Raw genomic sequence first — 24,530 nt, 5'->3', positions numbered from 1 at the left:
CGGCGCCTCGGGGCCCTGATTCCGGTAGCAATCCCCGCCCAAAAAATGTCCTCTGCGGAAGGCGGCGCCGAGTCGGGGGCGCTTGTTGCGCCTGTCGGTTCGGTTTCCGACGAGATTCGGTTTCGGGGACGGAAGAAACCGAACCAGCAGGCGAAGACGAAAATCGTGCTCGGATGGGCGGCGTTCCCGGCAGGGCGCCGATCGGAGGAAAGGCAACATGCTGAAGAATGTGATGAAAATTGCGGCGGTTGGCGCGTTCGCGCTGACCGCGACGGCGACGGCGGCTAACGCCGGCACCACCGCTCAGCCCGGCGAGACCGCCGGTCTGGCCATGGGCGCTCCGCTCCCGGAAGGCGTGTACTTCGTGAACACGCTCGACTGGGGCGTGCGCAAGAACAAGGGGATGCCGGACACCAAGCTGCTGGTCGACATCCCGGTCATCGCCTGGTCGACGCCGTGGACCCTGTTCGGCGGCAATATCCAGTTGCTCGCCGCGACTCCGATGATCCATGCGGATCTGCCGGGCGGATTTGATCCCTACGGGTTCTACAACCCGCTTCTGGCTGCGAAGATTGCGTTCGACCTCGGCGGCGGCTTCGGCGTCAGCTACCTGTCGGGCATCTACTTCAACGCCGGCGACCGCGACATCCGCGTTCCCGCCACCACCTGGCGTCAGGACTTCGCGATCAGCTACACCGGCGACGGCTGGAACCTGACCGCGAACCTGCTGTGGGGCATCACCTTCGGCACCTCGAACTACGCGGCGTTCAACACGACCTCGAACGGCTTCAACCTCGATCTGACGGCCACGAAGACCTTCGGCAAGTGGGAAATCGGCGCGGTCGGCTTCGGTTCGACCGAGTATGATCGTCCCGACGCTCTGAAGGGCACTCCGAAGACCAAGCAGTTCGCGGTCGGCCCGCTCGTCGGCTACAACTTCGGCCCGGTCATCCTGCAGGCTTACCTGACCCGCGACGTCTACGCTCGCGGCACGGGCGGCAGCAACAACCGCGCCAAGGACACCCGGTTCTGGTCGCGCATCATCATCCCGCTCTGGACTCCGGCGACCCCGGCGGCTCCGCTCGTCACCAAGTACTGAGACGAGAACGGGACTGATCCATTCGGATCTCGAGACGGGGGCGCGCAAGCGCTCCCGTTTTCGTTTGGGCGTCCCGCGGCGCCGCTGGACCGGCCTCCGGTCAGGCCTTCAATGCCTCGGAGGCGCGGATCTCGCCGACCTGTTGCCCGGTCACACGGCGCAGCGGACGGCGAGCGCGCGCCTCGAGCCGCTCGGCCGCCTCGCCGTGGGGGGCGAGGAAGCGCAGCAGCAACGCCGCCATGGCGGCTTCGGCCGCCCGACTCGCGCCGTCGTCGATCTTGAGCGCGATGCCGATCCCGAGCTCTGGAAGCGCGGCGGCGTGCACGCCCTCCGCCCCGATCTTGACGAACGCTCGTCCCGCCAGCGTCTGCATCGTCTCGGTGTCGAAGCGACCGTGGCCTGCGACCTGGGCCGGCGCCGACCATGCGGCGCGCATCAGCCGCTGCGCGGCGGCCGCGCGCCCGGGCGGAAGGCCGCGCCCTGTCCCGAAGCGGGCGAAGCCGCGCGCCAGAACGGCGAGCGGCAGGGCGTAGGTGGGCGCGCCGCAGCCGTCGACCCCGACCGGCGCCGAAGCGAGGCTCGAGCCCGTGGCCGCCTCGATGGCCGCGGTCACTTCCCGCTGCACGGGGTGTTCGATCGCGGCGTAGCCCTCGCGCGTCGCCTCCATGGCGCAGGCGAGGCACAGAAAGCCCGCATGCTTGCCCGAGCAATTGTTGTGGAGCTGGGTCGGGCCCGAGCCGCTCGCGGCGAGCGCGCGGGCCGCGGTGTCGTTGAGCGGCCAGTGCGCGCCGCATTCGAGCGCCTCTTCGTCGAGCCCGAGGCGGGCCAGGGCGCCGGCCGCGGTCGCGACATGGTCGGGCTCGCCGCCATGCGAACCGCACGCCAGCGCGAGCTCGGCGTCCGTGAAGCCGAACCGGTCGGCCGCGCCGCTCTCGACGACCGGCAGCGCCTGGAAGGCCTTGACCGAGGAGCGCGCGAAGACCGGCCGCTCGACGTCGCCGAGCGCGAGCGCGAGGCCGCCCTCGGCGTCCGCGACTGCGACCGCGCCGAGATGGCGGCTTTCGACCGCGATCCCGCGCGTCACCTCGACCAAAGTCACCGATGCGGTCATTCCCGAAGCCCTCGCAGCCGGCGCCCGGCGTCGGGCCGGACATAGCGCGGGCGAGGGCCGGGCGGAACCGACATGCGCGCCGCCGTGTTCATCGACCATCGCCCGAGGGCGACAGGGAGGCATGGCCGTGGCCGCAACGAAGAGACCGTCCGGCGACGCCGCCGGCAATCCGTCGATCAGGAATCCGGACGTCTGCGAGGCGCTGTCGAAGGCGAGCAAGGCCAAGATCATCGAAGCGCTGAGGTCGCACTGATGGCGGCCGTCGACCTCGACGATGACGACGACGCCGAAGTCGCGCGGATCGCCGCGGAGGCCGGTCTCAGGATCGCGTCGCCCGACGATCTCACCATCGTCCGCAAGCGGGCCGGCAAGGGGTTCTTCTACGTCGACGCCAAGGGAGCGAGGATCGACGATGAGGCCGTCGTCGCCCGGATCAGATCGCTCGCAATCCCGCCCGCCTATGAGGACGTCAGGATCGCGAAAGACGCGAACCTCCATCTCCAGGCGACAGGCCGCGACGAGGCGGGCCGCACCCAGTATCGCTACCATCCAGACTGGGACGCCGTGCGCGAGACCCGCAAGGTCGAACGGCTGGACCGCGTGATCGAGTCGCTTCCAAAACTCCGGCGGGCCGTCGCGCGCGACATGGCGAGCCCCAAGCTCAGCCGCCGCAAGGCGCTCGCCGCCGCCGTCGCGCTGATCGACGAGACCCACATCCGGGTGGGCTCGGAATCCTATGTCCGCTCCAACAAGGCGCACGGCGCCTCGACGCTGCTGAAGCGCCACGTGAAGGTGAGGGGCGAGGGCGTCGAGCTCTCGTTCCGCGGCAAGGGCGGCAAGGACGTCAAGATGCGGATGCGCTCGCCGCGGCTCGCGCGGGCGCTTGCGCGCGTCTCCTCGCTGCCCGGCCGGCGGTTGTTCCAGTATAGGGACGAGACCGGCAAGGTGCGGCGCATCACCTCGACCGACGTCAACGCCTATATCCGCGAGATCACGGGACTGCCGGTCACCGCCAAGGACCTGCGCCAGCTCGGCGCGAGCGCGAGTGCGGCCGAGGAGTTGGTCGAGATCGAGCCGGCCGCGAGCGAGACCGGCCGCAGGCGTCAGCTCGCGGCCGTCATGCGGGCGATCTCGGACCGGCTTTCCAACACCCCGGCGGTGGTGCGGAAATCCTATGTCCATGCGGTCGTGGTCGAGGCTTTCGCGTCGGGCGCCCTGAAGAAGGCCTATGACGGCGCGCGCGGCCGGCCGGGGCTGCGACGGGCGGAGAAGACGGTCGCGCGGCTCGTGACCCGGATGAAACGCGCCCGCTGAATTCTTCGCCGCCCGCGTCGATTCAGGCCGAGGACCGGGACGTCGCCATGTCTTCGCCGATTTTCGCGTGCGAAAGAGACGGTTTCGACGTCTCCTTCGCCGGACTTTCCTCGATGATGACTTTCGCCAGATGCGCCCTCGTCGCGGCGCTGCTCGCGGGCGCGGCCGCGCCCGCGTTCGCGCAGGGCGCTTGCGGCGGGGATTTCGGCGAATGGCTGGAGGGCGTGAAGACCGAGGCCCGGGCGTCGGGCGTTTCGGACAAGGCGATCGCCGCCGGTCTCGACGGCGTCAGGATCGAGCCCAAGGTGCTGGCGGCCGACCGGGCGCAGTCGGTGTTCCAGCAGACCTTCCTGCAGTTCGCTGGCCGCATGGTGGCGCCCCCGCGCCTGCCGAAAGGCGTCCAGATGCTCAAGCAGCAGCGCGGTCTGCTCGACCGCATCGAGCGCGATTACGGCGTGCCCGGCGAGGTGCTGGTCGCGTTCTGGGGTCTCGAGACCGATTTCGGCGCCAATCTCGGCAAGTTCGATACAAGGAACGCGCTCGCGACGCTGTCCCATGACTGTCGGCGGCCGGATTTCTTCCGCCCGCAGTTGATCGCGGCGCTGAGGCTGGTCGACCGCGGGGACCTGCAGCCCGCCGACATGCGCGGCGCCTGGGCGGGCGAGCTCGGACAGACCCAGATGATGCCGGTCGACTATGTGCGCTCGGCCGTCGACGCCGACGGCGACGGCCGTCGCGACCTGATCGGGAGCGTCCCCGACGCCCTCGCTTCGGCGGCCAAATATCTCGCCGATCTCGGCTGGCGGCGCGGCGAGCCCTGGCTGCAGGAGGTCGCGCTGCCGGCCGACCTGCCGTGGCAGGAGGCCGACATCGACGTCAAGCATCCGGTCGCGGACTGGCGGCGCTGGGGCGTGAAGGCGCGGACCGGCGACCTTCCCGCCGAGGACGCGCCCGCTTCGCTTCTCCTGCCGATGGGACGAAAGGGTCCCGCTTTCCTCGCCTACCAGAACTTCGATGTCTACAAAACCTGGAACCAGTCCTTCATCTACGCCATGACGGCCGCCTATCTCGCGAACCGCATCGCGGGCGCGCCGCAGGTCTCGGACGGCTCCGCGCCGGTGCGGCCGCTCAACGCCGACGAACTCCGCGAGCTCCAGCGCCATTTCGTGCGCGAGGGCCTGCTGCCCGAAGACGAAGTCGACGGCAAGCTCGGGATCGACACCCGCAAGGCGACCCGCAAAGCGCAGCTCAGGGTCGGCCACCCGGCCGACGGCTACCCGAACGTCGAGCTCCTCCAGGCGATGGCCACGCGCGGGTGAGACACGTCGGACCGCTCGCAACCCCGCGTTAATCGCGCCTCTCCGGTTCGCCCCGCGGCTCTGGAAGAATCTGCGATTTACGCCCGGAATATGCGCTCGCCGCCGCCGTCGGGTCGCGTGGGCGGGGAGTGTCTCATATGGCTGCGGTCCTGCCAGACAGGGACTTCGACGCGCTGGTCGAGACTCTCCATGCGCTGACGTTCGCGATGGTGGATCGCGGCGAGATCGACCGCTGGCAGATCCGGGTGGCGCTCGGCGAACACCGCGTGCTGCCCAGCCGCGCCGCAAGCGAGCCTTCCGCCGAAGAAGGTCTCTCCGCCCTGCTGCGCGCCATCCGCTGGCCGTCCGCGGGGGCGGATCGCCCCTTCGCCTGACGAAGCCTGTCCAAAAGTCGACCGTGACGATGTCAATGCAGCCCTTCCCGGCTTGCATGGCAGGCCGTGGCGGCCGATGCTCGCGCCATGCGGGCATGGGTTCTGACGGATGGAAGCGCGGATGACGAGGCGCGCTGCTTCGGGGTCGCCGAGGCGGTCGCGGACCGCATCGAGCGCCGCCGCGTCGCGCCGCGCGCGCCGTGGAACTGGGTCGCGCCGTTCGGCCCGGTCCCGCTTCGCGACCGGCCCGAGGCGCCGAACTCACCGATCGCGCCGCGCGGCGAGTGGCCCGACCTCGTCGTGGCCGCCGGCCGCGCGGCGGCTCCCTATCTCGCTCATGTGAAGCGCGCGTCGTTCGGGCGCTCCGTCGCCGCCTTCATCGGCGACACGCTCCGGGGCGCCGCCCTCGCGGACGTCCTGGCGGTCACGGAAGGCTCCCGGCATCGGGGATCGAACGTCGTCGCTGCGCTGACGCGGCCGCATCGCATCGGCGCGGTCCGCCTCGCGGCGGCGCGCGCCGCCCAGCCCCTGGTCCCGTCCAGCCTGAAGGGGCCGCGCGTCGGCGTCCTTCTCGGCGAGGGCGGGAAGGGGCGCGCCTGGACCCGCGAGGACGTCGCGCGGCTGGCGGCCGGCGTCCGCCGCCTGCGCGACGACGGCGCGATCGTCATCGCGGCCGCCCGGCGCGCCGCGCCGCGGGCGCTCGACATGGCGCTCGCGGAGACGGCTCACTATTTATGGGACCGCGAAGGTCCCGATCCCTACGTCGCTCTTCTGGCGCAGTCTCAGGCGCTGGTCGCGCCCGGCGACGATCTCCTGTCGATCGACGAAGCGCTCGCGACGGGGAGTCCCGTCCTGGCGTTCCGTCCCGGCGGGGTAAAACGCCGGACCGCCGCAGCCCTGGACCGGCTGACGGCTCGCGGCGTGGTCCGGCCTTTCGCGGGGCGGCTCGAGAATTATTCGTACGCGCCGCTCGACTCGACGCCGGAGATTGCGCGTGCCATCAGCGCGCTCGTCGCCACCCGTGCGGCGCTCGCCCCGCGGCCGGAGCGGCGCGTCGCGGCGCGCAAGCAGAAGACCAACGGACCGACCTCGCGATGACTGAGCAACCGATCGGACATGTCCGCCTCGCCATCATCGGCTCCGGCCCCGCAGGCTGGACGGCCGCGCTCTACGCCGCGCGCGCCATGCTCGAGCCGGTGGTGATCTCAGGCCTGCAGCCGGGCGGCCAGCTCACCATCACGACCGACGTCGAGAACTATCCGGGCTTCGCGGAAGCGGTGCAGGGCCCCTGGCTCATGGAGCAGATGCAGGCCCAGGCCGAGCGGATGGGGACCCGCACGCTCCATGACCATGTCTCGAAGGTCGACTTCTCGCGCCGGCCCTTCGTGATCGAGACCGAATCGTCGGGCCGCATCACGGCCGACGCGGTCGTGGTGTCGACCGGCGCGCAGGCGAGATGGCTCGGGCTCGAAAGCGAGGAGATTTTCAAGGGCTACGGCGTGTCGGCCTGCGCGACCTGCGACGGCTTCTTCTTCCGCAACAAGGAGGTGATGGTCGTGGGCGGCGGCAACACCGCGCTCGAGGAGGCGCTGTTCCTGACGAACTTCGCCTCGAAGGTCACGCTGGTCCACCGCCGCGAGAGTTTTCGCGGGGAGCGCATCCTGCAGGACCGCGTGTTCCAGAACCCGAAGATCGAGGTGGTGTGGAACGCGACCGTGGGCGAGATCCTCGGCGGCGGCACGCCGCCCAAGGTCACGGGCGTCAAGCTGGTCGACACGCGCACCGGCCAGACGACCGTCAGGCCGTGCGACGGCGTGTTCGTCGCGATCGGCCACCAGCCCGCGACCGAGCTGTTCCGGGGCCAGCTCGACATGAAGCCGTCGGGCTACCTGAAGGTCACGCCGGGAACCACCTTCACGAACGTTCCCGGCGTGTTCGCCGCCGGCGACGTCGCTGACGAGACCTATCGACAGGCGGTGACGGCGGCCGGCATGGGCTGCATGGCCGCGCTCGATGCCGAGAGGTTTCTGGCAGCCGAGGAGGCGGAGCGGACCGCGGCCTGACGTCAGGCCACGGCTGCGCGGGGGATGGAATGGACTGGGACAAGCTGCGCATCTTCCACGCGGCCGCGGACGCCGGCAGCTTCACCAGGGCCGGCGAATCGCTCGCGCTCAGCCAGTCGGCGGTGAGCCGCCAGGTCTCGGCGCTGGAGCACGACCTGAAGACGCCGCTGTTCCACCGTCATGCGCGCGGCCTGATGCTCACCGAGCAGGGCGAGCTGCTGTTCCGCACCACCCAGGACGTGTTCGCCAAGCTCGAACAGGCGCGCTCGATCCTGACCGACAGCCGCGACCGGCCGCATGGCGTGCTGAAGCTCACCACGACGGTCGGCTTCGGCGGCGCCTGGCTCGCGCCGCGGCTGGTCGAGTTCATGGACCGCTACCCGGACATCCAGGTCCAGCTGATCCTGACCGACGAGGAGCTCGACCTTGCGATGCGCGAGGCGGACGTGGCGATAAGGCTGCGCGCGCCGACCCAGCCCGACCTCATCCAGCGCCGGCTGTTCACGGTGCACTATCACGCCTATGCGTCGCCCTTTTACCTCGAGCGGCACGGTCGTCCGAAGGACGTCGACGAGCTCGACCAGCACCGCATCATCGAGTTCGGCGGCCCGATCCCGTTCTTCCTGCAGTCGATCAACTGGCTGAAGACCGCGGCCCGCAACCCGAAGCAGCCGCGGCTCGCGAGCCTCGTCATCAATTCGGTCGCGGCGATCAAGAGCGCGGCCGAGACCGGCGTCGGCCTCGCGGTCGTGCCGGACTATCTGATGGACGAGAGCTCCAACCTCGTGCGGGTTCTCGAGGGCTCCGACATGCCGACCCTCGAGGCTTATTTCGTCTACCCGGAAGAGCTCAAGAACGTCGCCCGCGTGAACGTCTTCCGCGACTTCCTGCTGGAGAAGGCGCAGCGCTGGTCGTTCTGAGCAAGTCGCCGCCGTTCTAGTGTTACGTCGCGGTTTCGCGGTAGCCCTGAAGCCGTGATCACACGGAGAGGCTCCATGAGCGCGGGCTGCTGCGGGCACGAGGCGAAGTTCGACGGGCTGTCGCCCGATTACCGGCGCAGGCTCTGGGCCGTGATCGCGATCAACGGCGCGATGTTCGCGGTCGAGATGGCCGCGGGCGCGCTCGCCGGCTCGCAGGCGCTGAAGGCCGACGCGCTCGATTTCGCGGCCGACGCCACGACTTACGGCATCAGCCTCGCGGTCATCGGCGCGGCGCCGGTCGTCAGGGCGAGGGCCGCGATGCTCAAGGGCCTCAGCCTGTTCGTCATGGCGCTCTGGGTGCTGGGTCTGACGGCCTACAACACGCTGGTGCTCGGCGTGCCGACCGCTGAGGTGATGGGCGCGGTGGGCGTTCTCGCGCTCGCCGCCAATGTCGCGAGCGTCCTCATTCTGGTGCGCTACAAGGACGGCGACGCCAATGTCCGCTCGGTCTGGCTCTGCTCGCGCAACGACGCCATCGGCAATGTCGCGGTGATGCTCGCGGCGGTCGCCGTGTGGGCGACGGCGTCGGCCTGGCCGGACCTGATCGTCGCCGCGATCATGGCTGGGCTCTTCCTGACGTCGGCGTTTCAGATACTTCGGCAGTCCTTCGCCGAACAGCGCGGTGCGCCGACCGCGTCCGACGGTCACGATCACGGACCGGGCCACGCGGAGCACAGCGGCCACGCTCACTGACGCGCGATGGATCGCTTCGCGCCCTAGATCGTTGTTGTCCCGAGAGCGCCCGAGAGCGGGCGCGCAAGGAGACGCATATGACCGCGAACGCTCAGACCCACAACCCGCCGCCGGGCGAGATGACCGAGAAGAAGAACGAGGTCGAGGCCAAGCAGGGGACCGACAAGCCCCGCAACATGCCGGTCGTGTTGATCGTCAGCACCGTCGGCGCGGCGGTCGCCATGTGGGTGATCTGGTCTGTCTTCTTCGCTCCGGGCTGAGCGAGAGGGAAGCTGAACGAACAAAGGGCCGGCTGGTGAGCCGGCCCTTTCGCGTTTCTCGACCTGAAATCCTCAAGCGAAGCGGACGCTCAGAACCTCGTAGCTCTTGCCGCCGCCGGGCGTCGCGACCTCGACGGTATCGCCGACCTTCTTGCCGACCAGCGCGCGGGCGATCGGCGAGCCGATCGAGACCCGGCCCTGCTTCACGTCGGATTCGGCCTCGCCGACGATCTGGTAGACCTTCTCCTCGTCGGTGTCCTCGTCGACCACTGTGACGGTCGCCCCGAACGTGATGGTGTCGCCCTGCAGCTTCGACAGGTCGATGACCTCGGCGCGCGCGATCATGCTCTCGAGCTCGGCGATGCGGCCCTCGTTCAGGCTCTGCTGCTCCTTGGCGGCGTGATATTCCGCGTTCTCGGACAGGTCGCCATGCGAACGCGCCTCGGAGATCGCCGCGATGATGCGCGGGCGTTCGGTGGAAGCGCGGTGTTTCAGCTCCGCCTCCAGCGCCGAATGGCCTGCGGCGGTCATCGGGATCTTGTCCATTTCTCAGTCTCTCTCGACACAAAACGACGCCGCGCCCGCCGTGTGCCGACAGCGGGCGCGCATATGAAAACAGAAACGTCGGAGGTTCGTACGACGTTCCACAAAATCGGCGAGCGGGCGCTCAGCCGAAATAGGACTGCAACGACCGCACTTCGAGGTCGCCGCCGAGATAGGCCTTGATCCCCTGAGCGGCCGCCACCGCGCCTGACAGCGTCGTATAGTACGGGACTTTGTGCAAGAGGGCGGCGCGGCGCAGCGACCGGCTGTCGGCAAGAGCCTGAGCGCCCTCGGTGGTGTTGAACACGAGCTGGACGCCGCCGTTCTTGATCGCGTCGACGACGTGCGGGCGGCCTTCCAGCACCTTGTTTATCTTCTGCGCCTCGACGCCGTTGGCGGCGAGGTGCCGCTGCGTTCCCGAGGTCGCGATGATCTTGAACCCGAGCTCCGCCAGCATCTTCACCGGCGCAAGGATGCGGTCCTTGTCCGCCTCTCTGACCGAGACGAACAGCACCCCCTCGCGCGGCACGCGCGTGCCGCCGCCGAGCTGGCTCTTGGCGAACGCGACGCCGTAGTCGGTGTCGAGGCCCATCACCTCGCCGGTCGAGCGCATCTCCGGCCCGAGCACCGTGTCGACGCCGGGGAACCGCGCGAACGGGAACACCGCCTCCTTGACCGCGATATGCTCGAGCGGCTCAGCCTCGAGGCCGAAGGAGGCGAGCGTCTCGCCCGCCATGACGCGGGACGCGATCTTGGCGAAGGGCTTTCCGACGACCTTCGCCACGAAGGGCACGGTGCGCGAGGCCCGCGGATTGACCTCGAGCACATAGATCACGCCGTCCTTGATCGCATACTGCACGTTCATCAGGCCGCCGACCCTGAGGGCCAGCGCGAGCTTGGCGGTCTGCTCCTCGAGCGCCGCGATCATCTCGGCGTCGAGCGAATGCGGCGGCAGCGAGCAGGCCGAGTCCCCCGAATGGATGCCGGCCTCCTCGATGTGCTCCATGATGCCGCAGACGAACACATCGTCCCGGTCGCAGAGCGCATCGACGTCGACCTCGATCGCGTCCGACAGATAGCGGTCGAACAGCAGCGGGTTCTTCGACAGGACAGTGTTGATCTGGCCGGTCTTGTCGTTCGGGTAGCGCTGCTTGACGTCTTCCGGCACGAGGTCCGGGAGCGTGCCGAGCAGGTAGTCCGAGAGCATCTTCTCGTCGTGCAGGATCGCCATCGCCCGGCCGCCCAACACATAGGAAGGCCGCACCACGAGCGGGAAGCCGAGCTCGCCTGCGACGAGGCGCGACTGCTCGACCGAATAGGCGATGCCGTTCATCGGCTGCACGAGGCCGAGCCTGTCGAGCAGCCGCTTGAAGCGGTCGCGGTCCTCGGCGTGGTCGATTGCGTCAGGCGTCGTCCCGAGGATCGGCACGCCGGCCTTTTCCAGAGCGTTGGCGAGCTTCAGCGGGGTCTGCCCGCCGAACTGCACGATCACGCCGTGCAGGGTCCCGCGGGAGCGCTCGGTCTCGATCACCTCCAGCACGTCCTCGGCGGTCAACGGCTCGAAATAGAGCCGGTCGGAGGTGTCGTAGTCGGTCGAGACGGTCTCGGGGTTGCAGTTGACCATGATGGTCTCGTAGCCGGCCTCCGAGAGCGCGAAGCAGGCGTGGCAGCAGCAATAGTCGAACTCGATGCCCTGGCCGATGCGGTTCGGCCCGCCGCCTAGGATGATGACCTTCAGCTTGTCGGAGGGCTGAGCCTCGTCCTTCGGCTCGCCGGCGAAGGGCGGCGCGTAGGTCGAATACATATAGGCGGTCGGCGAGGCGAATTCGGCCGCGCAGGTGTCGATGCGTTTGTAGACGGGCCGGACGCCGAGCGAACGGCGGCGCGCCGCGACCTGGTCGGCGCTCAGTCCGGCGAGCGTGCCGAGCCGCGCGTCGGAAAACCCTTGCGCCTTGAGCTTGCGGAACGCGTTCTCGGACGACGGCAGGCCGAAGCGCCTAACCTTCTCCTCGGTCGCGACCAGTCCCTCGATCTGGGCGATGAACCACGGATCGAAGGCGCAGGCCTCGTGGATCTCCCCGATCGTGAACCCAAGGCGGAGCGCCTGCGCGACCTTGAGCAGGCGGTCGGGCGTCGGCTTCGCGAGAGCGGCCCGGATGGCGTTCTTGTCGTCGCCCTGGCCGAGGCCGGGGATCTCGACCTCGTCGATCCCCGTCAGGCCCGTCTCCAGGGACCGCAAAGCCTTCTGCAGGCTCTCGGCGAAGGTGCGCCCGATCGCCATCGCCTCTCCGACCGACTTCATCGAGGTCGTGAGCGTGGGTTCCGCGCCGGGAAACTTCTCGAAGGCGAAGCGCGGGATCTTGGTGACGACGTAGTCGATCGTCGGCTCGAAGGAGGCCGGGGTCGCGCCGCCCGTGATGTCGTTGTCGATCTCGTCGAGCGTGTAGCCGACCGCGAGCTTGGCGGCGACGCGGGCGATCGGGAAGCCCGTCGCCTTCGAGGCGAGCGCCGAGGAGCGCGAGACGCGCGGGTTCATCTCGATCACGATCATCCGCCCGGTCTTCGGGTCGATCGCGAACTGGACGTTGGAGCCGCCGGTCTCGACGCCGATTTCCCGCAGCGTCGCGATCGATGCGTCGCGCATGCGCTGATATTCCTTGTCGGTCAGCGTCAGCGCCGGCGCGACCGTGATCGAGTCGCCAGTGTGGATACCCATCGGGTCAACGTTCTCGATCGAGCAGACGATGATGCAGTTGTCCGCCTTGTCGCGGACCACCTCCATCTCGTACTCCTTCCAGCCGAGCACGCTCTCCTCGATCAGCACCTCGTCGGTCGGCGAGGCGTCGACGCCGCGCTCGACGATCTCCAGGAACTCCTCGCGGTTGTAGGCGATGCCGCCGCCGGTGCCGCCCATGGTGAAGCTCGGGCGGATGATCGCCGGCAGGCCGATGGCGTCGAGCGCGACCAGAGCCTCAGAAAGGTTGTGGGCGAGCATCGAGCGCGGCGTCTCGAGCCCGATCTTGTGCATCGCCTCGCGGAACAGCTCTCTGTCTTCGGCCTTGTCGATCGCCTCAGCCGTGGCGCCGATCATCTCGACGCCGTGGCGCTCGAGCGCGCCCATCTTGCGCAGCGACAGCGCGCAGTTGAGCGCGGTCTGCCCGCCCATGGTCGGCAGCAGCGCGAAGCCGCCGGGGATGACGTCGCGCTCCTTGGCGATGATCTTCTCGACGATCTCGGGCGTGATCGGCTCGACATAGGTCGCGTCCGCCATGTCCGGGTCGGTCATGATGGTCGCTGGGTTCGAGTTGACGAGGACGATGCGGTAGCCTTCCTCCTTCAGCGCCTTGACGGCCTGGGTGCCGGAATAGTCGAACTCGCAGGCCTGCCCGATGACGATCGGCCCCGCGCCGATGATGAGGATCGTCGCGATGTCGGTGCGTTTGGGCATGTGGGACCTGTCGATGTGCGCGCGTCGGCGGCGCGCTCCCCGCGTCAGGGCGCGAGGCGAGGGGAGGGCGATTGCGTGGCTGAGCGCGTTCCTTACACAGTCGGCGGCGGGCAGGGAAGCATCGCCGGCCCGCAGCGCCCGTCATCCCGGAGAAAACCCCAAATGACCACGTCCGGTCGCACCGTGCTGATCACAGGCGCGTCCTCCGGGATCGGCGTCGAACTCGCCAGGCTGTTCGCGGCGAATGGCGACCATCTGGCGCTCGCCGCACGGCGGGAGGACCGGCTGAAGGCGCTCGCGTCGGAGCTTGCGGAAAAGCACGGGATTCGAGCCGAGGCGATCGCGGCCGACCTCTCGAAGCCGGACGGCGCCAAGGACCTCGCGATCGAGGCCGGGCGGCGCGGGCTGGTGGTCGACGTGCTGGTCAACAACGCCGGCTTCGGCCTGCGCGGCCGTTTCGCGACGCTGCCCTTCGACCGGCAGCTCGAGATGGTCCAGGTCAACGTCGCGGCCCCGACCGCGCTCGCCGGCCTTTTCCTGCCCGGCATGCTCGCGCGGGGCCGGGGCGGCGTCCTCAACGTCGCCTCGCTCGCGGCCTTCCAGGCAGGCCCCGACATGGCGGTCTACTACGCCACCAAGGCCTATCTCCTGTCGTTCTCCGAGGCGCTGTTCGAGGAGAGCCGCCGCAAGGGCGTGACCGTGACCACGCTCTGCCCCGGGCCGGTTCCGACCGAGTTCGCCGACGTCGCGGACCTTCAGGGCGCGCGGCTGTTCAAGATCGGCGTGGTCTCGGCCGTCGACGTCGCGAAGGCCGGCTTCGAAGGCTTCCAGGCCCGCAAGGCGATCGTGATCCCGGGCGCGCTGCCGAAATTCAGCGCGTTTGGGACGCGCTTCCTGTCGCGGGGGCTTCTGCGACGGGTCGCCGGGGCGCTTCAGAGCGTCGAGCCTTGAGACGGCGGGCGCGGCCGGCCTCGCCGTTCCCTTCGCGTTTCTCAGCCCTCGCGCGCTTGGCGCCCTTTTCGGCCTTCTCGCCCTTCTGACGCTTCTCGCGGGCGGCAGGCGCAGGCTCGCTCTTATCGACCATGTACTGGGTGATGACGAGGGCCTTCTCCAGAACCAGCGGGTCGGCGATCAGGCCGACGAACAGCGCGACGCTGTGCGGAATCTCGACCTCGTCCTTGAGCCACCTCTCGATGCGCTTCGGCTGGACGCCGAAGAGCGCGGCGAACTGCCCCGTCGTGACGTTCGCCGCCTCGATGCCCTTGGCGAGGTCGGCGCCTGAGATCTTACGATAGCGTATCGGCATTCGAAGCTGTCCCCGTGGCCAAAACAATGTCGTTCGCTGGCGTCCTAACCGATCACGATGGCGTGCAGAAGGCGGCCCGTCGCGCCTGGGACCTTCGGGCGCATTGCCCCGGCCCCGAACGCGAACGGGGCGCCCTTTTCAGGACGCCCCGTTCTTAGTGCGAACCGGAACCGGGCCGCGCGATCACTCGGCGCGGAGGTTCGCGGCCTTGGTCTTGCCGCGGTCCATCACCACCTCGAACGCGACCTTCTGGCCCTCGACGAGGGTGTGGAGGCCCGAACGCTCGACGTCGGAGATGTGAACGAACACGTCCTTCGAGCCGTCGACCGGCTGGATGAAACCGTATCCCTTCTGGGTGTTGAAGAACTTCACGGTGCCGCTAGCCATTCCTGCTTTCCTTGAGACGAGCGCGTGTGCGCATTTGGCCGATCGACCACACGACGACCGGCCGGGCACAATCCGAACTTTGGTGCGTGTCGTCAGAGGCGGAAGCGTCGGCGGGGAAACCGCCAAATGCGAAGGCCAGACAGGGCGTCCAAATTCTGATTGCGGCGCCACTATGCCGCACAGGTCCCCCATTCCGTCAAGCCGACCTTCGCAAGCCATGCGGGAACCAGCCCGGCAGGACGTCGTTACCGCAAAGCGCCGGACGCGGTCCGGGCGACGCTGGCGGAGCTGAAGTGGCTGAAGATCAAATCGAAACCGTCGAACTCGCGTTCGACGACGACGGCGCGACCCCGAACCACCCGGATTTCGCCCTCCTGCTGCACAAGGGGGCAATCCGCGGGGACGACGCCTCGCGCATCGAGGCGATGTTCGCCGCGAATGGCTGGGTCGGGTTGTGGCGCGACGGCGTCTATCCGTTCCACCACTACCATTCGACCTGCCACGAGGCGCTCGGCGTGGCGCGCGGCTGGGCGGAGGTGCAGTTCGGCGGCGAGCAGGGCGAGACCGTGCGGCTCCAGTCCGGCGACGTCGCCGTGCTGCCGGCCGGCACCGGCCACAAGCGGATCGACGCCAGCGACGACTTCCTGATCGTCGGCGCCTATCCGCCGCTGCAGCCCTACGACCTGATCCGCTCCGACGAGGCCGGCGAGCACGACGCCGCGGTCGAGCGAATCGCCGCCGTGCCGGTCCCGCCCACCGATCCCGTCTTCGGTGAGGCCGGGGGGCTGAAGCAGCGGTGGGTCAAGGGCGGCTGAACGGCGCCGCGCGCCGCGCGAGCAGCTTCAGCCCGACCGCCGAAGCGAGCGTGGCGAGGCCAAGCGCGGCTGAGAGCCACACCGCAGCCGACGCTCCGAGGCGCTCCTGCACGGAGGCGTAGACGACCGGGGCCGCGGCCGACAGCAGGAAGCTCGGCGCGATCAGCCGGCCGACCAGCGACCCGTATGCCGCGGGGTCGAAGAAGGCGAGCGGCAGGGTCCCGCGGGTGATGGTGGAAAGCCCGTTGCCCGCCCCGAACATCAGCACGAACGCGACCGCGGCGGCGAGCTCTACGCCGCTCCAGAGCGCGATCAGGAAGCAGACCGGCAACAAGGCGGCGGCCGCGAGGTTGAGGTCGACCGCCCTGACCCGGCTTCCGAACAGCACCTCGCAGCCGCGGGCCGCCGTCTGCCCGAAGCCCCGCAGCGACGCGGTCCAGACCGCCGCCTGGAGGCCGAGGCCGAGCCCCGCCAGCAGCCCGATCATATGGGCTGACATCGCCGAGTTCAGCGCGCTGACGAAGGCGATGGAGAGCGCGTAGAGCACCGCCGCGAGCCGCGTGTCGCGAGGGCCGAGACCGCTCGGGACGGCAGCCGCTTCGACCGCGGCCGCGGGGCTCCGGGCTGCGGCGCGCCGGCCGTTCGGAATCGACAGGTGAAGCAGCGCGGCGAGCAGCGAGAAGCCGGCATAGGCCGTCACCGCGCCGCGCCAGCCGAAGGCGTCGGCAAGAGCGTCCCCGAGCGGCCAGAACACCGTGGAGGCGAGTCCGCCGAGCAGGGTGATCTGCGCCATGGCGCGCCTCGCTTCCGCGCCGCCGATCCGCGCGAGCGCCGCGAAGGCCGCGTCGTAGAGCGTGAGGCGCATCGCGACGCCGAGCACGACCCAGGCGCCATAATAGGCGAAGGCCGAGTGGGCGAGGGCGAGCGCCGCGCAGCCCGCCGCCCCGATGAGAGAACCCGCGGTCATCACCAACCGCCCGCCGCGCTCCTCGATCAGCCGGCCGGCGAGCGGCGAGACCAGCGCCATGGCGAGCAGCCCCGCCGTGAAGCCGCCCTGCACGGCGGTCAGGCTCCAGCCGAGGTCCGCCGCGATTCGGACGCCGAACACCCCGACCAGGTAGTAGGCGACGCCCCAGGAGATGAGCTGGCCAAAGCCGATGGCGACGACCGTCCTGCGTGCGATCACGGCTCAGCGTCTCGCGCGCCCGGGAGCGTCCCGTCGCCGTCTCCGAGCGCGCGCTGCATCAGCACCGAATCGACCCAGCGGCCGAACTTGAAGCCGACCGAGCGGAACGTCCCGACCGCGGTGAAGCCGAGGCTCGCATGGAGCGCGATCGAGCCGGCGTTCGCCGAATCGCCGATCACGGCGATCATCTGCCGCCAGGGCCCGGCCTCGCAGCGCGCGATGAGCTCGGCGAGCAGCGCCCGCCCGACGCCGCGGCCAAGCGCATCGGGCGAGACGTAGATCGAGTCCTCGATCGTGTGGCGATAGGCCGGCCGCGCCCGGTACGGGCCCGCATAGGCGTATCCCGCGACCCGCCCGTCGAGCTCGGCGACGAGATAGGGCGCGCCGATGGCGAGGATCGCGGCCTTGCGCGCCGCCATCTCGGCCTCGCCCGGCGCGACCTCCTCGAAGGAGGCGAGGCCGCTCAGGACGTGATGGGCGTAGATTCGAACGATTGCGGGGATGTCGGCGTCGGCCGCGTCGCGGATAACGATCCGGGAGCGGCCTTCGAGCTTCATCCGCCGCCGACGACGGTGCTTCCGCCGCCCTTCGAGGCGACGGCCCCGTCCATCATCTCCACGAACCGCCTGAACAGATAGTGGCTGTCCTGGGGGCCGGGGGAGGCCTCGGGGTGGTGCTGCACCGAGAAGGCGGGCCGGTCGGTCAGTTCGAGGCCGCAATTCGAGCCGTCGAACAGCGAGACATGGGTCTCGCGCGCGCTCCCGGGCAGCGAATCCCGGTCGACCGCGAAGCCGTGGTTCATCGAGACGATCTCGACCTTGCCGGTGAGCAGGTCCTTGACCGGATGGTTCGCCCCGTGATGGCCCTGCCGCATCTTGGCGGTCTTGGCGCCGACCGCGAGCGCGAGCATCTGGTGGCCGAGGCAGATGCCGAAGGTCGGCACCTTCTTCTCCAGCACGCCCTGGATCATCGGCACGGCGTAGACGCCGGTCGCGGCCGGGTCGCCGGGGCCGTTCGAGAGAAATACGCCGTCGGGGTTCAGCGCCAGAACGTCTTCCGCGGTGGCGGTCGCAGGCAGCACGGTGACCTCGCAGCCCGCGGAGGTCAGCAGCCTCAGAATGTTGCGCTTCAGGCCGTAGTCGATCGCGACGACGCGTTTCTGCGGCCCCTCCGGCCGGCTCCCGTAGACGCCGGGAGCGACCTCGCCGGGCCAGCCCCACGCGCCCTCGTCCCAGTCGTAGCGCTGGGTGCTGCCGACCAGCGGCACGAGGTCCTGGCCTTCGAGGCCCGGGAACTTCTCGAGCTCGGCCTTCAGCGCCGCGTCGTCGAACTCGCCGTCCGGCGCGTAGCCGATGACGGCGTTCTGCATGCCCTTCTCGCGCACCACCGCGGTCACCGCGCGGGTGTCGACGCCCGCGATCGCCACGATGCCGCGGGCCTTGAGCCAGGCGTCGAGGTCGCGCGTCGCGCGCCAGTTCGACGGGGCGGTGACGTCGGCCGCGAACACCGCGCCGCGCACGCCGGACGAGGCCGCGATGTTGACGGTCTCGACATCGTCGTCGTTCACGCCGACATTGCCGATATGCGGGAATGTGAAGGTGATGATCTGCCCCGCATAGGATGGGTCGGTCAGGATCTCCTGATAGCCCGTCATCGCTGTGTTGAAGCAGAGTTCGCCGGCCGCGACGCCCTCCGCGCCGAGGCCCTCGCCCTCGATGAGGGTGCCGTCGGCGAGCAGCAGGCGGGCGGTCGGGCGCGTCTCTTCCCATCCGCGCGAGGCGGCGTTCGTCTCAATCGTCATGAACCTTGACCCGGGCTCCGACCCCGCATAGGCGGTCGGCGACTTCGGGCGGAACCTAGGCGCCGGCCCCGGCCCCGTCAACCAACGCCGCCGCTTGAGAATTTCAAGGACCAGCAGCCATGCGCGAGGAGATCAACGCCGCCCTGAAGGAGGCCATGAAGGCCCGCGACGCCGAGCGCACCGGCACGCTCCGGATGATCGGCGCGGCGATCAAGGACCGCGACATCGAATCGAGGGTCGGGGGCACGGGCACCGCGACCGACGACGAACTGAAGCAGCTGCTCGCCAAGATGATCAAGCAGCGCCAGGAGTCGGCGACGATCTACGAGCAGAACGCTCGGCCCGAACTCGCCGAGAAGGAGAAGGCCGAGATCGCCGTCATCCAGAGCTTCCTGCCGAAGCAGCTCTCCGACGCCGAGGTCGCGGCCGCGATCGACGCGGCGATCGCCGAGACGGGGGCGGCCTCGATGAAGGACATGGGCAAGGTGATGGGCGCGCTGAAGGCCAAGCACACCGGCGTGATGGACTTCGCGGCGGCGAACGGCGCGATCAAGGCGAAGCTGACGGGGGGGTAGGGCGCTCCGCCGAGGTCCCGGCCTTGAGCCGGGACCCATTGGGCTCCCGTTTCGCAAGCTCGCGCCCGGCCGGCGGAATTCGTCGGCGAGCCGCCGAGGAAAATGGGTCCCGGCTCAAGGCCGGGACATGGCGGCGGCGTTTCCCGTGTCCTCTCGCGGCCTACCTCCCCAGCCCGCGCGCGTCCTTCACCACCACGGCGAACAGGTCCGCGAGGCCCGCGAGCGCGCCGTCATGCACCTCCTGGGCAGAGCGCGCCGGCTTCCCAACGGCGCCGGGGAGCGGTCGGCTCGCCGTCGCGTTCTCGACGATTGTGACGCCATAGCCGAGGTCGACGGCGGCGCGGGCGGTCGAGTCGACGCACATATGCGTCATGAAGCCGGTCAGGATCAGGTTCTTGCGGCCCAGCTTCTCGAGCGCCGGCTTCAGCTCCGGATTGGTGAAGCCGTTCGGCAGCTCTTTCTTGAACACCGGCTCGCCCTCCTTGGGCGCGGCCTGCGGGGCGATCTCGGCGCCCTCGGTTCCCTCCACGAAGACGCCCGCCGGCGCACGATGGGCGAGATGGACGATCGGGGTTCCGGCCGCCCGCGCGTCCGCCAGCAGGTCCGCGATCGCGCCGAGCGCATGGCCGACGCCCGGCAGCGCGATCGGGCCCGAGACATATTCGTTCTGGGCGTCGATCACGATCAGCACGGCGTCCTTCAGGGAGGCCGGCGCGGGGCTTGCGCCGGCGAGCTCGAGCAAGGTCTTGGGCGCGTCCGACATGGGCGGCGGTCTCCTGGTCTGGTCGGGCCGGACCTTCGCGCAAAGCGGCGGCGGCGTGAACCGGGCTTCCCGTCCGACTTTCAGGGCAGGCGAGGGACGGGAACGCCCGCGCAGGGGGTTTTGACAAGTGCGGGGGCGTCGCCACATGGTTCGGGAAGCAACGGAGCAAACTATGGCGGCGCTGACTGTCAGCCTCACCGGAACGCTCGCGGAATTCATCGAGCGTCGCGTCGAAAGCGGCGAATATGGCTCCGCGAGCGACGTCGTGACCGACGCGGTGCGGCTTATGCGGGACGATTACGACAGGAAGTTCGAGGCGCTGAAGGCCGCGATCGACGTGGGAATCGCGGATATCGAGGCGGGCCGTTTCTCGACACGTTCAATTCAAGACATAGCCGACGAGGTTCTGGGCCGTAGCTCGAAGTGAAGCTCGTCCTCTCTCAGGTCGCGGACGCCGATGTCGGAGCGATCCTACGGGAGACCTTTCGAGTTTTTGGACCGGCCCAAGTCGACGTCTACGCCGCCCTGATCGATCGTGCGCTTACCCTCGTGGCGGATGATCCGTTTCGGCCATCTTCCATCGACCGATCGTCCCTTTATCCCGGAGCGCGAAGCCTGCACGTCGGTATCGCGGCAACGCGCCTCCGGGGCGCTTCACATGTCGCCTTCTATTTGGCGCCCACCGAGCGCAGGAGGGTTGACGAGGTCTATGTCATCCGCGTCCTGCATCAGGCGATGGACCCGGAAATCCATCTCATCGAAGGGCTTCGCAGCCTCTCGCTTGATTGACTGCGCGCCTCACCCCGCCGCGATCTTCGGCTTCGACGCGCCGTAAAGATGCTCTTCGGCTGGAAAACGCCGGGCGCGGACGTCGGTCGCATAGGCCTGCGCCGCCGCCTTCATTTCCGCGCCTACATCGGCGTAGCGGCGCACGAATTTCGGCACCCGGCCGAACGTCACCCCCATCATGTCGTCGGTGACGAGGATCTGGCCGTCGCATTCCGCCGAGGCCCCGATGCCGATGGTCGGCACGCGGACCGTCGAGGTGATGCGGGCGGCGAGCGGGGCGACGACGCCCTCGACCACCACCGCGAAGGCCCCGGCGTCGGCCACGGCCCGCGCGTCCGCCACGATCTGCTCGGCTTCCGCCGCCTGCTTGCCGCGCGCCGCATAGCCGCCGAGCGCGTTCACGGATTGCGGCTGCAGGCCGATATGCGACAGCACCGGGACGCCGCGCTGGGTGAGGAAGTTGATGGTGTCGGCCATCACCGCGCCGCCCTCGAGCTTGACCGCGCCGCAGCCGGTCTCGGCCAGGATGCGGGCGGCCGAGCGGAAGGCCTGCGCCGGGCTCTCCTGATAGGCGCCGAAGGGCAGGTCGACGACCACGAGCGCGTGCTTCGCCCCGCGGACCACCGCCGCGCCGTGCGCGATCATCATGTCGAGCGTGACGGGAATGGTCGACTCCATCCCGTAGACCACCATCCCCAGCGAATCGCCGACGAGCAGCAGGTCGCAGGCCTCGTCGAGCGCCTGCGCGACCGGGGTCGTGTAGGCCGTGAGGCAGACCAGCGGGTCGCCGCCCTTGGCGTTGCGGATCGCCGAGACGGTCACGGGCTTTCGGGCCGCGCCGCCCTCGATCGGGGTCGGTTGCCGTGCGCTCATCGGTGTTTAAGGCTCCTCGGCGCGTCCCCAGCCGCCCCCGGTCGGCGTTTCTATGACGATCGCGTCGCCGGCGTCGACCGAGATTTGGGCGCAGCCGTCGAGTTCTTCCAGCCCGCCTTTCGTCCGCCGCACGAAATTGCGCCCGGTCTCGCCGTCTTCGCCGCCTTCCATGCCGAATGGCGGGACCCGGCGATGGCCGGACAGCACGGCGCAATCCATCGGCTCCAGGAAGCGGATGACGCGGCGGACGCCGTCGCCCGCCGACCATTTTCCGCGGCCGCCTGAGCCCTTTCGGATGGAAAATTCTTCCAAGACGACAGGATAGCGCTGTTCGAGGATCTCCGGGTCGGTCAGGCGGGAATTCGTCATATGGACATGGACGGCGTCGGCGCCGTCGAAGCCGGGACCCGCCGGCGCGCCGGAGCAAATCGTCTCGTAATATTGCCGCCGGTCGTCGCCGAACGTCAGGTTGTTCATGGTCCCTTGTGCCGCCGCCATCACCTTCATGGCGCCGAACAGGCAGTCCACGACCGCCTGGCTGGTCTCAACATTGCCGGCCACCACCGCGGCCGGCGGGCGCGGGTTCAACATCGAGCCCTCGGGAGTCACGATCTCGATCGGCCGGAGGCACCCGGCGTTCATCGGGATGTCGTCGTCGACCATGACGCGGAAGGCGTAGAGCACGGCCGCGCGGGTGACGGGTTCGGGCGCGTTGAAGTTCGTCGACTGCTGCCCGCTCGTCCCGGTGAAGTCGACCCTGGCGGTCCGTGCCGTCCTGTCGACCGTGACCCGGACCTTGATGACCGCTCCCTGGTCCATCTCATAGGCGAACTCGGCGTCGTCGAGGGTCTCGATGACCCGCGCGACGCTCTCGGCCGCGTTGTCCTGGACGTGGCCCATATAGGCCTGCACGATCTCGAGCCCGAAACTCGCGATCATCTTCCTGAGCTCCGCCACGCCCTTGGCGTTGGCTGCGACCTGGGCCTTCAGGTCGGCGATGTTCTGATCAGGGCTGCGGGCGGGATATCTGGCCGAAGTCAGGACCTGCCTGATCTCCTTTTCGAGAAACCGTCCGTCCTCGACCAGCGGCATGACGTCGATGGTCACGCCCTCCTCCTCGATGGTCGAGGCGAGCGGCGACATCGAGCCCGGCGCGACGCCGCCGATGTCGGCGTGGTGGCCGCGGCTCGCGACGAGGAACAGCAGCCTCTCGCCCGCCTCGTCGAACACCGGAGTCACGACGGTCACGTCCGGCAGATGGGTGCCGCCGTCATAGGGGGCGTTCAGAACATAGACCGAACCGGGCTTCAACCGGTCTCCGGCGCGGCGCAGCACGGATTCGACCGAGCGGTCCATCGAGCCGAGATGGACCGGCATATGCGGGGCGTTCGCCACCAGCGCGCCGTCGGGCGCGAACACCGCGCAGGAGAAGTCGAGCCGCTCCTTGATGTTGACCGAGGAGGCGGTGTTCTGCAGAACGAGCCCCATCTGCTCGGCGATCGACATGAAGAGGTTGTTGAAGATCTCGAGCATGACGGGATCGGCGTCCGCCCCGACCGCGCGCCGGCTCTCGCGCGGCCTGGCGCGGGACAGCACGAGATGGTCGCGCGGGCTGAGCTTGGCGCGCCAGCCGTCCTCCACCACGACCGTCTGGTTCGGCTCGACGATCAGCGCCGGGCCTTCCACCGCATGGCCGACGCCGAGCGCCTCGCGGCGGAACACGGCCGCGTCGTGGCTCCGGCCGCCGGAGAAAATCTCGGCCCTGCGCTCGGGCGCGGGCAGGGGCCTCTTGCTTTTTTCCCGCTCGGGTTCGTCGAGCGGCGAGCCGCCGCCCGAGCATTCGACCTCGACGGCCTCGACGATCAACCCGCGGGCCTCGTCCACGAAGCCGAAGCGCGCACGGTGCAGCTCCGCGAAGTCCGCCGCCACCTCTTCGAGGTCCGGCGTCTCGCCCGCTTCGCCGGCGAGCGGAACCTCGAGGGTGGTGTCGGCGCCCTCGTAGCGGATGTGGAGGCGAGCTTCGACGAGTGGGTCGGAGACCTCCTGCCGCACGAGCTCGTCCGACGCTTCGCTAGCTAAGGATCTTGTCGCCTTGGCAATCGCTTCACCCGATTCATGAAGCCTTAACCTTAAACTCTCCGTCCGCTCGGCGCGTATGTCCGCGAGGCCCATGCCATAGGCCGAGAGCAGGCCCGACAGCGGGTGGATAAGGACGGTGTCGATCCCGAGCGCGTCGGCCACCAGACAGGCGTGCTGGCCGCCCGCGCCGCCGAAGCAGTTCAGCGCGTATTTCGTGACGTCGTAGCCGCGCGCGACCGAGATCGTTTTGATCGCCTCGGCCATGTTGGCCACGGCGACGGCGATGAAGCCGTCCGCGACCTCTTCCGCCGAACGCCCGTCGCCGATCTCGCTCGCCAGCGCCTCGAACTTGTCCCGCACCACGCCGGCGTCGAGCGGCTGATCCTGGTTCGGGCCGAAGATCTTCGGGAACAGGTCGGGCGCGAGCTTGCCCAGCATGACGTTGGCGTCGGTCACGGTGAGCGGGCCGCCATTGCGGTAGCAGGCGGGGCCCGGCGCCGCGCCGGCCGAATCTGGCCCGACGCGGAAGCGGCCCTGATCGAAGGCGAGGATCGAGCCGCCGCCGGCCGCCACGGTGTGGATCCGCATCATCGGCGCCCGCAGCCGCGCCCCCGCCACCACGGTCTCGAAGGAGCGCTCGAAGGCGCCGTCGAAATGCGCGACGTCGGTCGAGGTGCCGCCCATGTCGAAGCCGATCACGCGGTCGAAGCCCGCGGCCTTGGCGGTCGCGGCCATCGCCACCACGCCGCCCG

At 69.3% G+C, this 24,530-nt stretch carries 26 protein-coding genes; 15 read left to right on the top strand and 11 right to left on the bottom strand.

Annotated elements, in window-relative coordinates; all coding sequences use genetic code 11:
- The first annotated feature begins 217 nt into the window (after window positions 1-217).
- Window positions 218-1,099 carry a transporter gene (locus EK403_RS06185; RefSeq protein WP_128776628.1) on the top strand — a complete coding sequence of 294 codons (882 nt, stop codon included), beginning with the start codon at window positions 218-220 and terminating at the stop codon, window positions 1,097-1,099.
- Window positions 1,100-1,199: 100 nt separating this feature from the next.
- Here EK403_RS06185 and EK403_RS06180 read toward each other — a convergent pair whose 3' ends face one another.
- Complete coding sequence (locus EK403_RS06180) at window positions 1,200-2,210, bottom strand: asparaginase (RefSeq protein ID WP_128776627.1); 1,011 nt, start codon at window positions 2,208-2,210, stop codon at window positions 1,200-1,202.
- A 127-nt stretch (window positions 2,211-2,337) separates the two neighbouring features.
- Here EK403_RS06180 and EK403_RS23580 point away from each other — a divergent pair, with 127 nt between their 5' ends.
- The 9 genes from EK403_RS23580 to EK403_RS06140 all read left to right on the top strand — a co-directional run bounded on the left by EK403_RS23580 (window position 2,338) and on the right by EK403_RS06140 (window position 9,213).
- Window positions 2,338-2,463 carry a hypothetical protein gene (locus EK403_RS23580; protein WP_280986438.1) on the top strand — a complete coding sequence of 42 codons (126 nt, stop codon included), beginning with the start codon at window positions 2,338-2,340 and terminating at the stop codon, window positions 2,461-2,463.
- Entirely contained in the window at window positions 2,463-3,524 is a 1,062-nt protein-coding gene (locus tag EK403_RS06175) for a DNA topoisomerase IB (protein ID WP_128776626.1), read from the top strand. Before EK403_RS23580 ends, EK403_RS06175 begins: the two co-directional genes overlap by 1 nt.
- Window positions 3,525-3,637: 113 nt before the next feature.
- A complete protein-coding gene (locus tag EK403_RS06170; protein WP_128776625.1) occupies window positions 3,638-4,843 on the top strand; it encodes a lytic murein transglycosylase in 1,206 nt (401 codons plus the stop codon).
- A gap of 137 nt (window positions 4,844-4,980) precedes the next feature.
- Window positions 4,981-5,217, top strand: coding sequence for a hypothetical protein (locus EK403_RS06165; RefSeq protein WP_128776624.1), 237 nt, complete (start codon window positions 4,981-4,983; stop codon window positions 5,215-5,217).
- 87 nt (window positions 5,218-5,304) lie between these two features.
- Entirely contained in the window at window positions 5,305-6,315 is a 1,011-nt protein-coding gene (locus EK403_RS06160) for an ELM1/GtrOC1 family putative glycosyltransferase (protein WP_128776623.1), read from the top strand.
- Entirely contained in the window at window positions 6,312-7,280 is a 969-nt protein-coding gene (trxB, locus tag EK403_RS06155) for a thioredoxin-disulfide reductase (protein WP_128776622.1), read from the top strand. Before EK403_RS06160 ends, trxB begins: the two co-directional genes overlap by 4 nt.
- Window positions 7,281-7,309: 29 nt before the next feature.
- A complete protein-coding gene (locus EK403_RS06150) occupies window positions 7,310-8,200 on the top strand; it encodes a LysR family transcriptional regulator (RefSeq protein WP_128776621.1) in 891 nt (296 codons plus the stop codon).
- A gap of 75 nt (window positions 8,201-8,275) precedes the next feature.
- The gene (locus tag EK403_RS06145) at window positions 8,276-8,953 is read left to right on the top strand and encodes a cation efflux transmembrane domain-containing protein (RefSeq protein WP_128776620.1); all 678 of its coding nucleotides are present in this window, start codon (window positions 8,276-8,278) and stop codon (window positions 8,951-8,953) included.
- Window positions 8,954-9,030: 77 nt separating this feature from the next.
- Window positions 9,031-9,213 (top strand): hypothetical protein, encoded by a 183-nt coding sequence (locus EK403_RS06140; RefSeq protein ID WP_128776619.1) that lies wholly within the window; start codon window positions 9,031-9,033, stop codon window positions 9,211-9,213.
- Window positions 9,214-9,285: 72 nt separating this feature from the next.
- Here the strand turns inward: EK403_RS06140 and greA are convergent, their stop codons facing one another.
- Together greA and carB are read right to left on the bottom strand one after the other, a co-directional pair.
- Window positions 9,286-9,759 (bottom strand): transcription elongation factor GreA, encoded by a 474-nt coding sequence (gene greA / locus EK403_RS06135; RefSeq protein ID WP_128776618.1) that lies wholly within the window; start codon window positions 9,757-9,759, stop codon window positions 9,286-9,288.
- Between the two features lie 121 nt (window positions 9,760-9,880).
- The gene (gene carB, locus EK403_RS06130; protein ID WP_128776617.1) at window positions 9,881-13,204 is read right to left on the bottom strand and encodes a carbamoyl-phosphate synthase large subunit; all 3,324 of its coding nucleotides are present in this window, start codon (window positions 13,202-13,204) and stop codon (window positions 9,881-9,883) included.
- A gap of 162 nt (window positions 13,205-13,366) precedes the next feature.
- On the opposite strand from carB, the gene EK403_RS06125 reads away from it, so the two are divergent.
- A complete protein-coding gene (locus tag EK403_RS06125) occupies window positions 13,367-14,155 on the top strand; it encodes an SDR family NAD(P)-dependent oxidoreductase (protein ID WP_128776616.1) in 789 nt (262 codons plus the stop codon).
- On the opposite strand, the gene EK403_RS06120 is transcribed toward EK403_RS06125, so the two are convergent.
- Both EK403_RS06120 and EK403_RS06115 read right to left on the bottom strand, forming a co-directional pair.
- Complete coding sequence (locus EK403_RS06120; protein ID WP_128776615.1) at window positions 14,076-14,510, bottom strand: hypothetical protein; 435 nt, start codon at window positions 14,508-14,510, stop codon at window positions 14,076-14,078. The genes EK403_RS06125 and EK403_RS06120 overlap by 80 nt on opposite strands.
- Before the next feature lie 183 nt (window positions 14,511-14,693).
- Window positions 14,694-14,897 (bottom strand): cold-shock protein, encoded by a 204-nt coding sequence (locus tag EK403_RS06115; RefSeq protein WP_020177716.1) that lies wholly within the window; start codon window positions 14,895-14,897, stop codon window positions 14,694-14,696.
- A gap of 293 nt (window positions 14,898-15,190) precedes the next feature.
- Between EK403_RS06115 and EK403_RS06110 the strand changes: the two genes are divergently transcribed.
- Window positions 15,191-15,712 (top strand): cupin, encoded by a 522-nt coding sequence (locus EK403_RS06110; RefSeq protein ID WP_128776614.1) that lies wholly within the window; start codon window positions 15,191-15,193, stop codon window positions 15,710-15,712.
- Here EK403_RS06110 and EK403_RS06105 read toward each other — a convergent pair.
- The 3 genes from EK403_RS06105 to carA are packed head-to-tail and all read right to left on the bottom strand — an operon-like array spanning window position 15,699 to window position 18,699.
- Window positions 15,699-16,898, bottom strand: a complete 1,200-nt coding sequence (locus EK403_RS06105; RefSeq protein WP_128776613.1) for an MFS transporter — start codon at window positions 16,896-16,898, stop codon at window positions 15,699-15,701. The genes EK403_RS06110 and EK403_RS06105 overlap by 14 nt on opposite strands.
- Window positions 16,895-17,455, bottom strand: coding sequence for a GNAT family N-acetyltransferase (locus tag EK403_RS06100; RefSeq protein WP_128776612.1), 561 nt, complete (start codon window positions 17,453-17,455; stop codon window positions 16,895-16,897). The genes EK403_RS06105 and EK403_RS06100 overlap by 4 nt, the downstream gene beginning before the upstream one ends.
- Window positions 17,452-18,699: a glutamine-hydrolyzing carbamoyl-phosphate synthase small subunit gene (carA, locus tag EK403_RS06095; protein ID WP_128776611.1), complete on the bottom strand. Its 1,248-nt coding sequence runs from the start codon at window positions 18,697-18,699 to the stop codon at window positions 17,452-17,454. Before carA ends, EK403_RS06100 begins: the two co-directional genes overlap by 4 nt.
- Window positions 18,700-18,818: 119 nt before the next feature.
- Between carA and EK403_RS06090 the strand changes: the two genes are divergently transcribed.
- Window positions 18,819-19,274, top strand: coding sequence for a GatB/YqeY domain-containing protein (locus EK403_RS06090; protein ID WP_128776610.1), 456 nt, complete (start codon window positions 18,819-18,821; stop codon window positions 19,272-19,274).
- Window positions 19,275-19,434: 160 nt separating this feature from the next.
- Here the strand turns inward: EK403_RS06090 and EK403_RS06085 are convergent, their stop codons facing one another.
- Window positions 19,435-20,037 carry a cysteine hydrolase family protein gene (locus EK403_RS06085; protein WP_128776609.1) on the bottom strand — a complete coding sequence of 201 codons (603 nt, stop codon included), beginning with the start codon at window positions 20,035-20,037 and terminating at the stop codon, window positions 19,435-19,437.
- Between the two features lie 172 nt (window positions 20,038-20,209).
- Between EK403_RS06085 and EK403_RS06080 the strand changes: the two genes are divergently transcribed.
- Both EK403_RS06080 and EK403_RS06075 read left to right on the top strand, forming a co-directional pair.
- The gene (locus tag EK403_RS06080) at window positions 20,210-20,464 is read left to right on the top strand and encodes a type II toxin-antitoxin system ParD family antitoxin (protein WP_128776608.1); all 255 of its coding nucleotides are present in this window, start codon (window positions 20,210-20,212) and stop codon (window positions 20,462-20,464) included.
- Window positions 20,461-20,826, top strand: coding sequence for a type II toxin-antitoxin system RelE/ParE family toxin (locus EK403_RS06075; protein WP_128776607.1), 366 nt, complete (start codon window positions 20,461-20,463; stop codon window positions 20,824-20,826). Before EK403_RS06080 ends, EK403_RS06075 begins: the two co-directional genes overlap by 4 nt.
- 9 nt (window positions 20,827-20,835) lie before the next feature.
- Here EK403_RS06075 and panB read toward each other — a convergent pair whose 3' ends face one another.
- Both panB and EK403_RS06065 read right to left on the bottom strand, forming a co-directional pair.
- The gene (gene panB / locus EK403_RS06070; RefSeq protein WP_128776606.1) at window positions 20,836-21,699 is read right to left on the bottom strand and encodes a 3-methyl-2-oxobutanoate hydroxymethyltransferase; all 864 of its coding nucleotides are present in this window, start codon (window positions 21,697-21,699) and stop codon (window positions 20,836-20,838) included.
- Window positions 21,700-21,705: 6 nt separating this feature from the next.
- A partial coding sequence (locus tag EK403_RS06065; RefSeq protein WP_245479538.1) for a hydantoinase B/oxoprolinase family protein occupies window positions 21,706-24,530 on the bottom strand: 2,825 nt, incomplete at its 5' end.

Source organism: Hansschlegelia zhihuaiae, assembly GCF_004103825.1.
In the GTDB taxonomy this organism is placed as follows: domain Bacteria; phylum Pseudomonadota; class Alphaproteobacteria; order Rhizobiales; family Methylopilaceae; genus Methylopila; species Methylopila zhihuaiae.
Note: the sequence above shows the minus strand (reverse complement) of the source record. Positions and strands in the feature narration are given on the sequence as shown.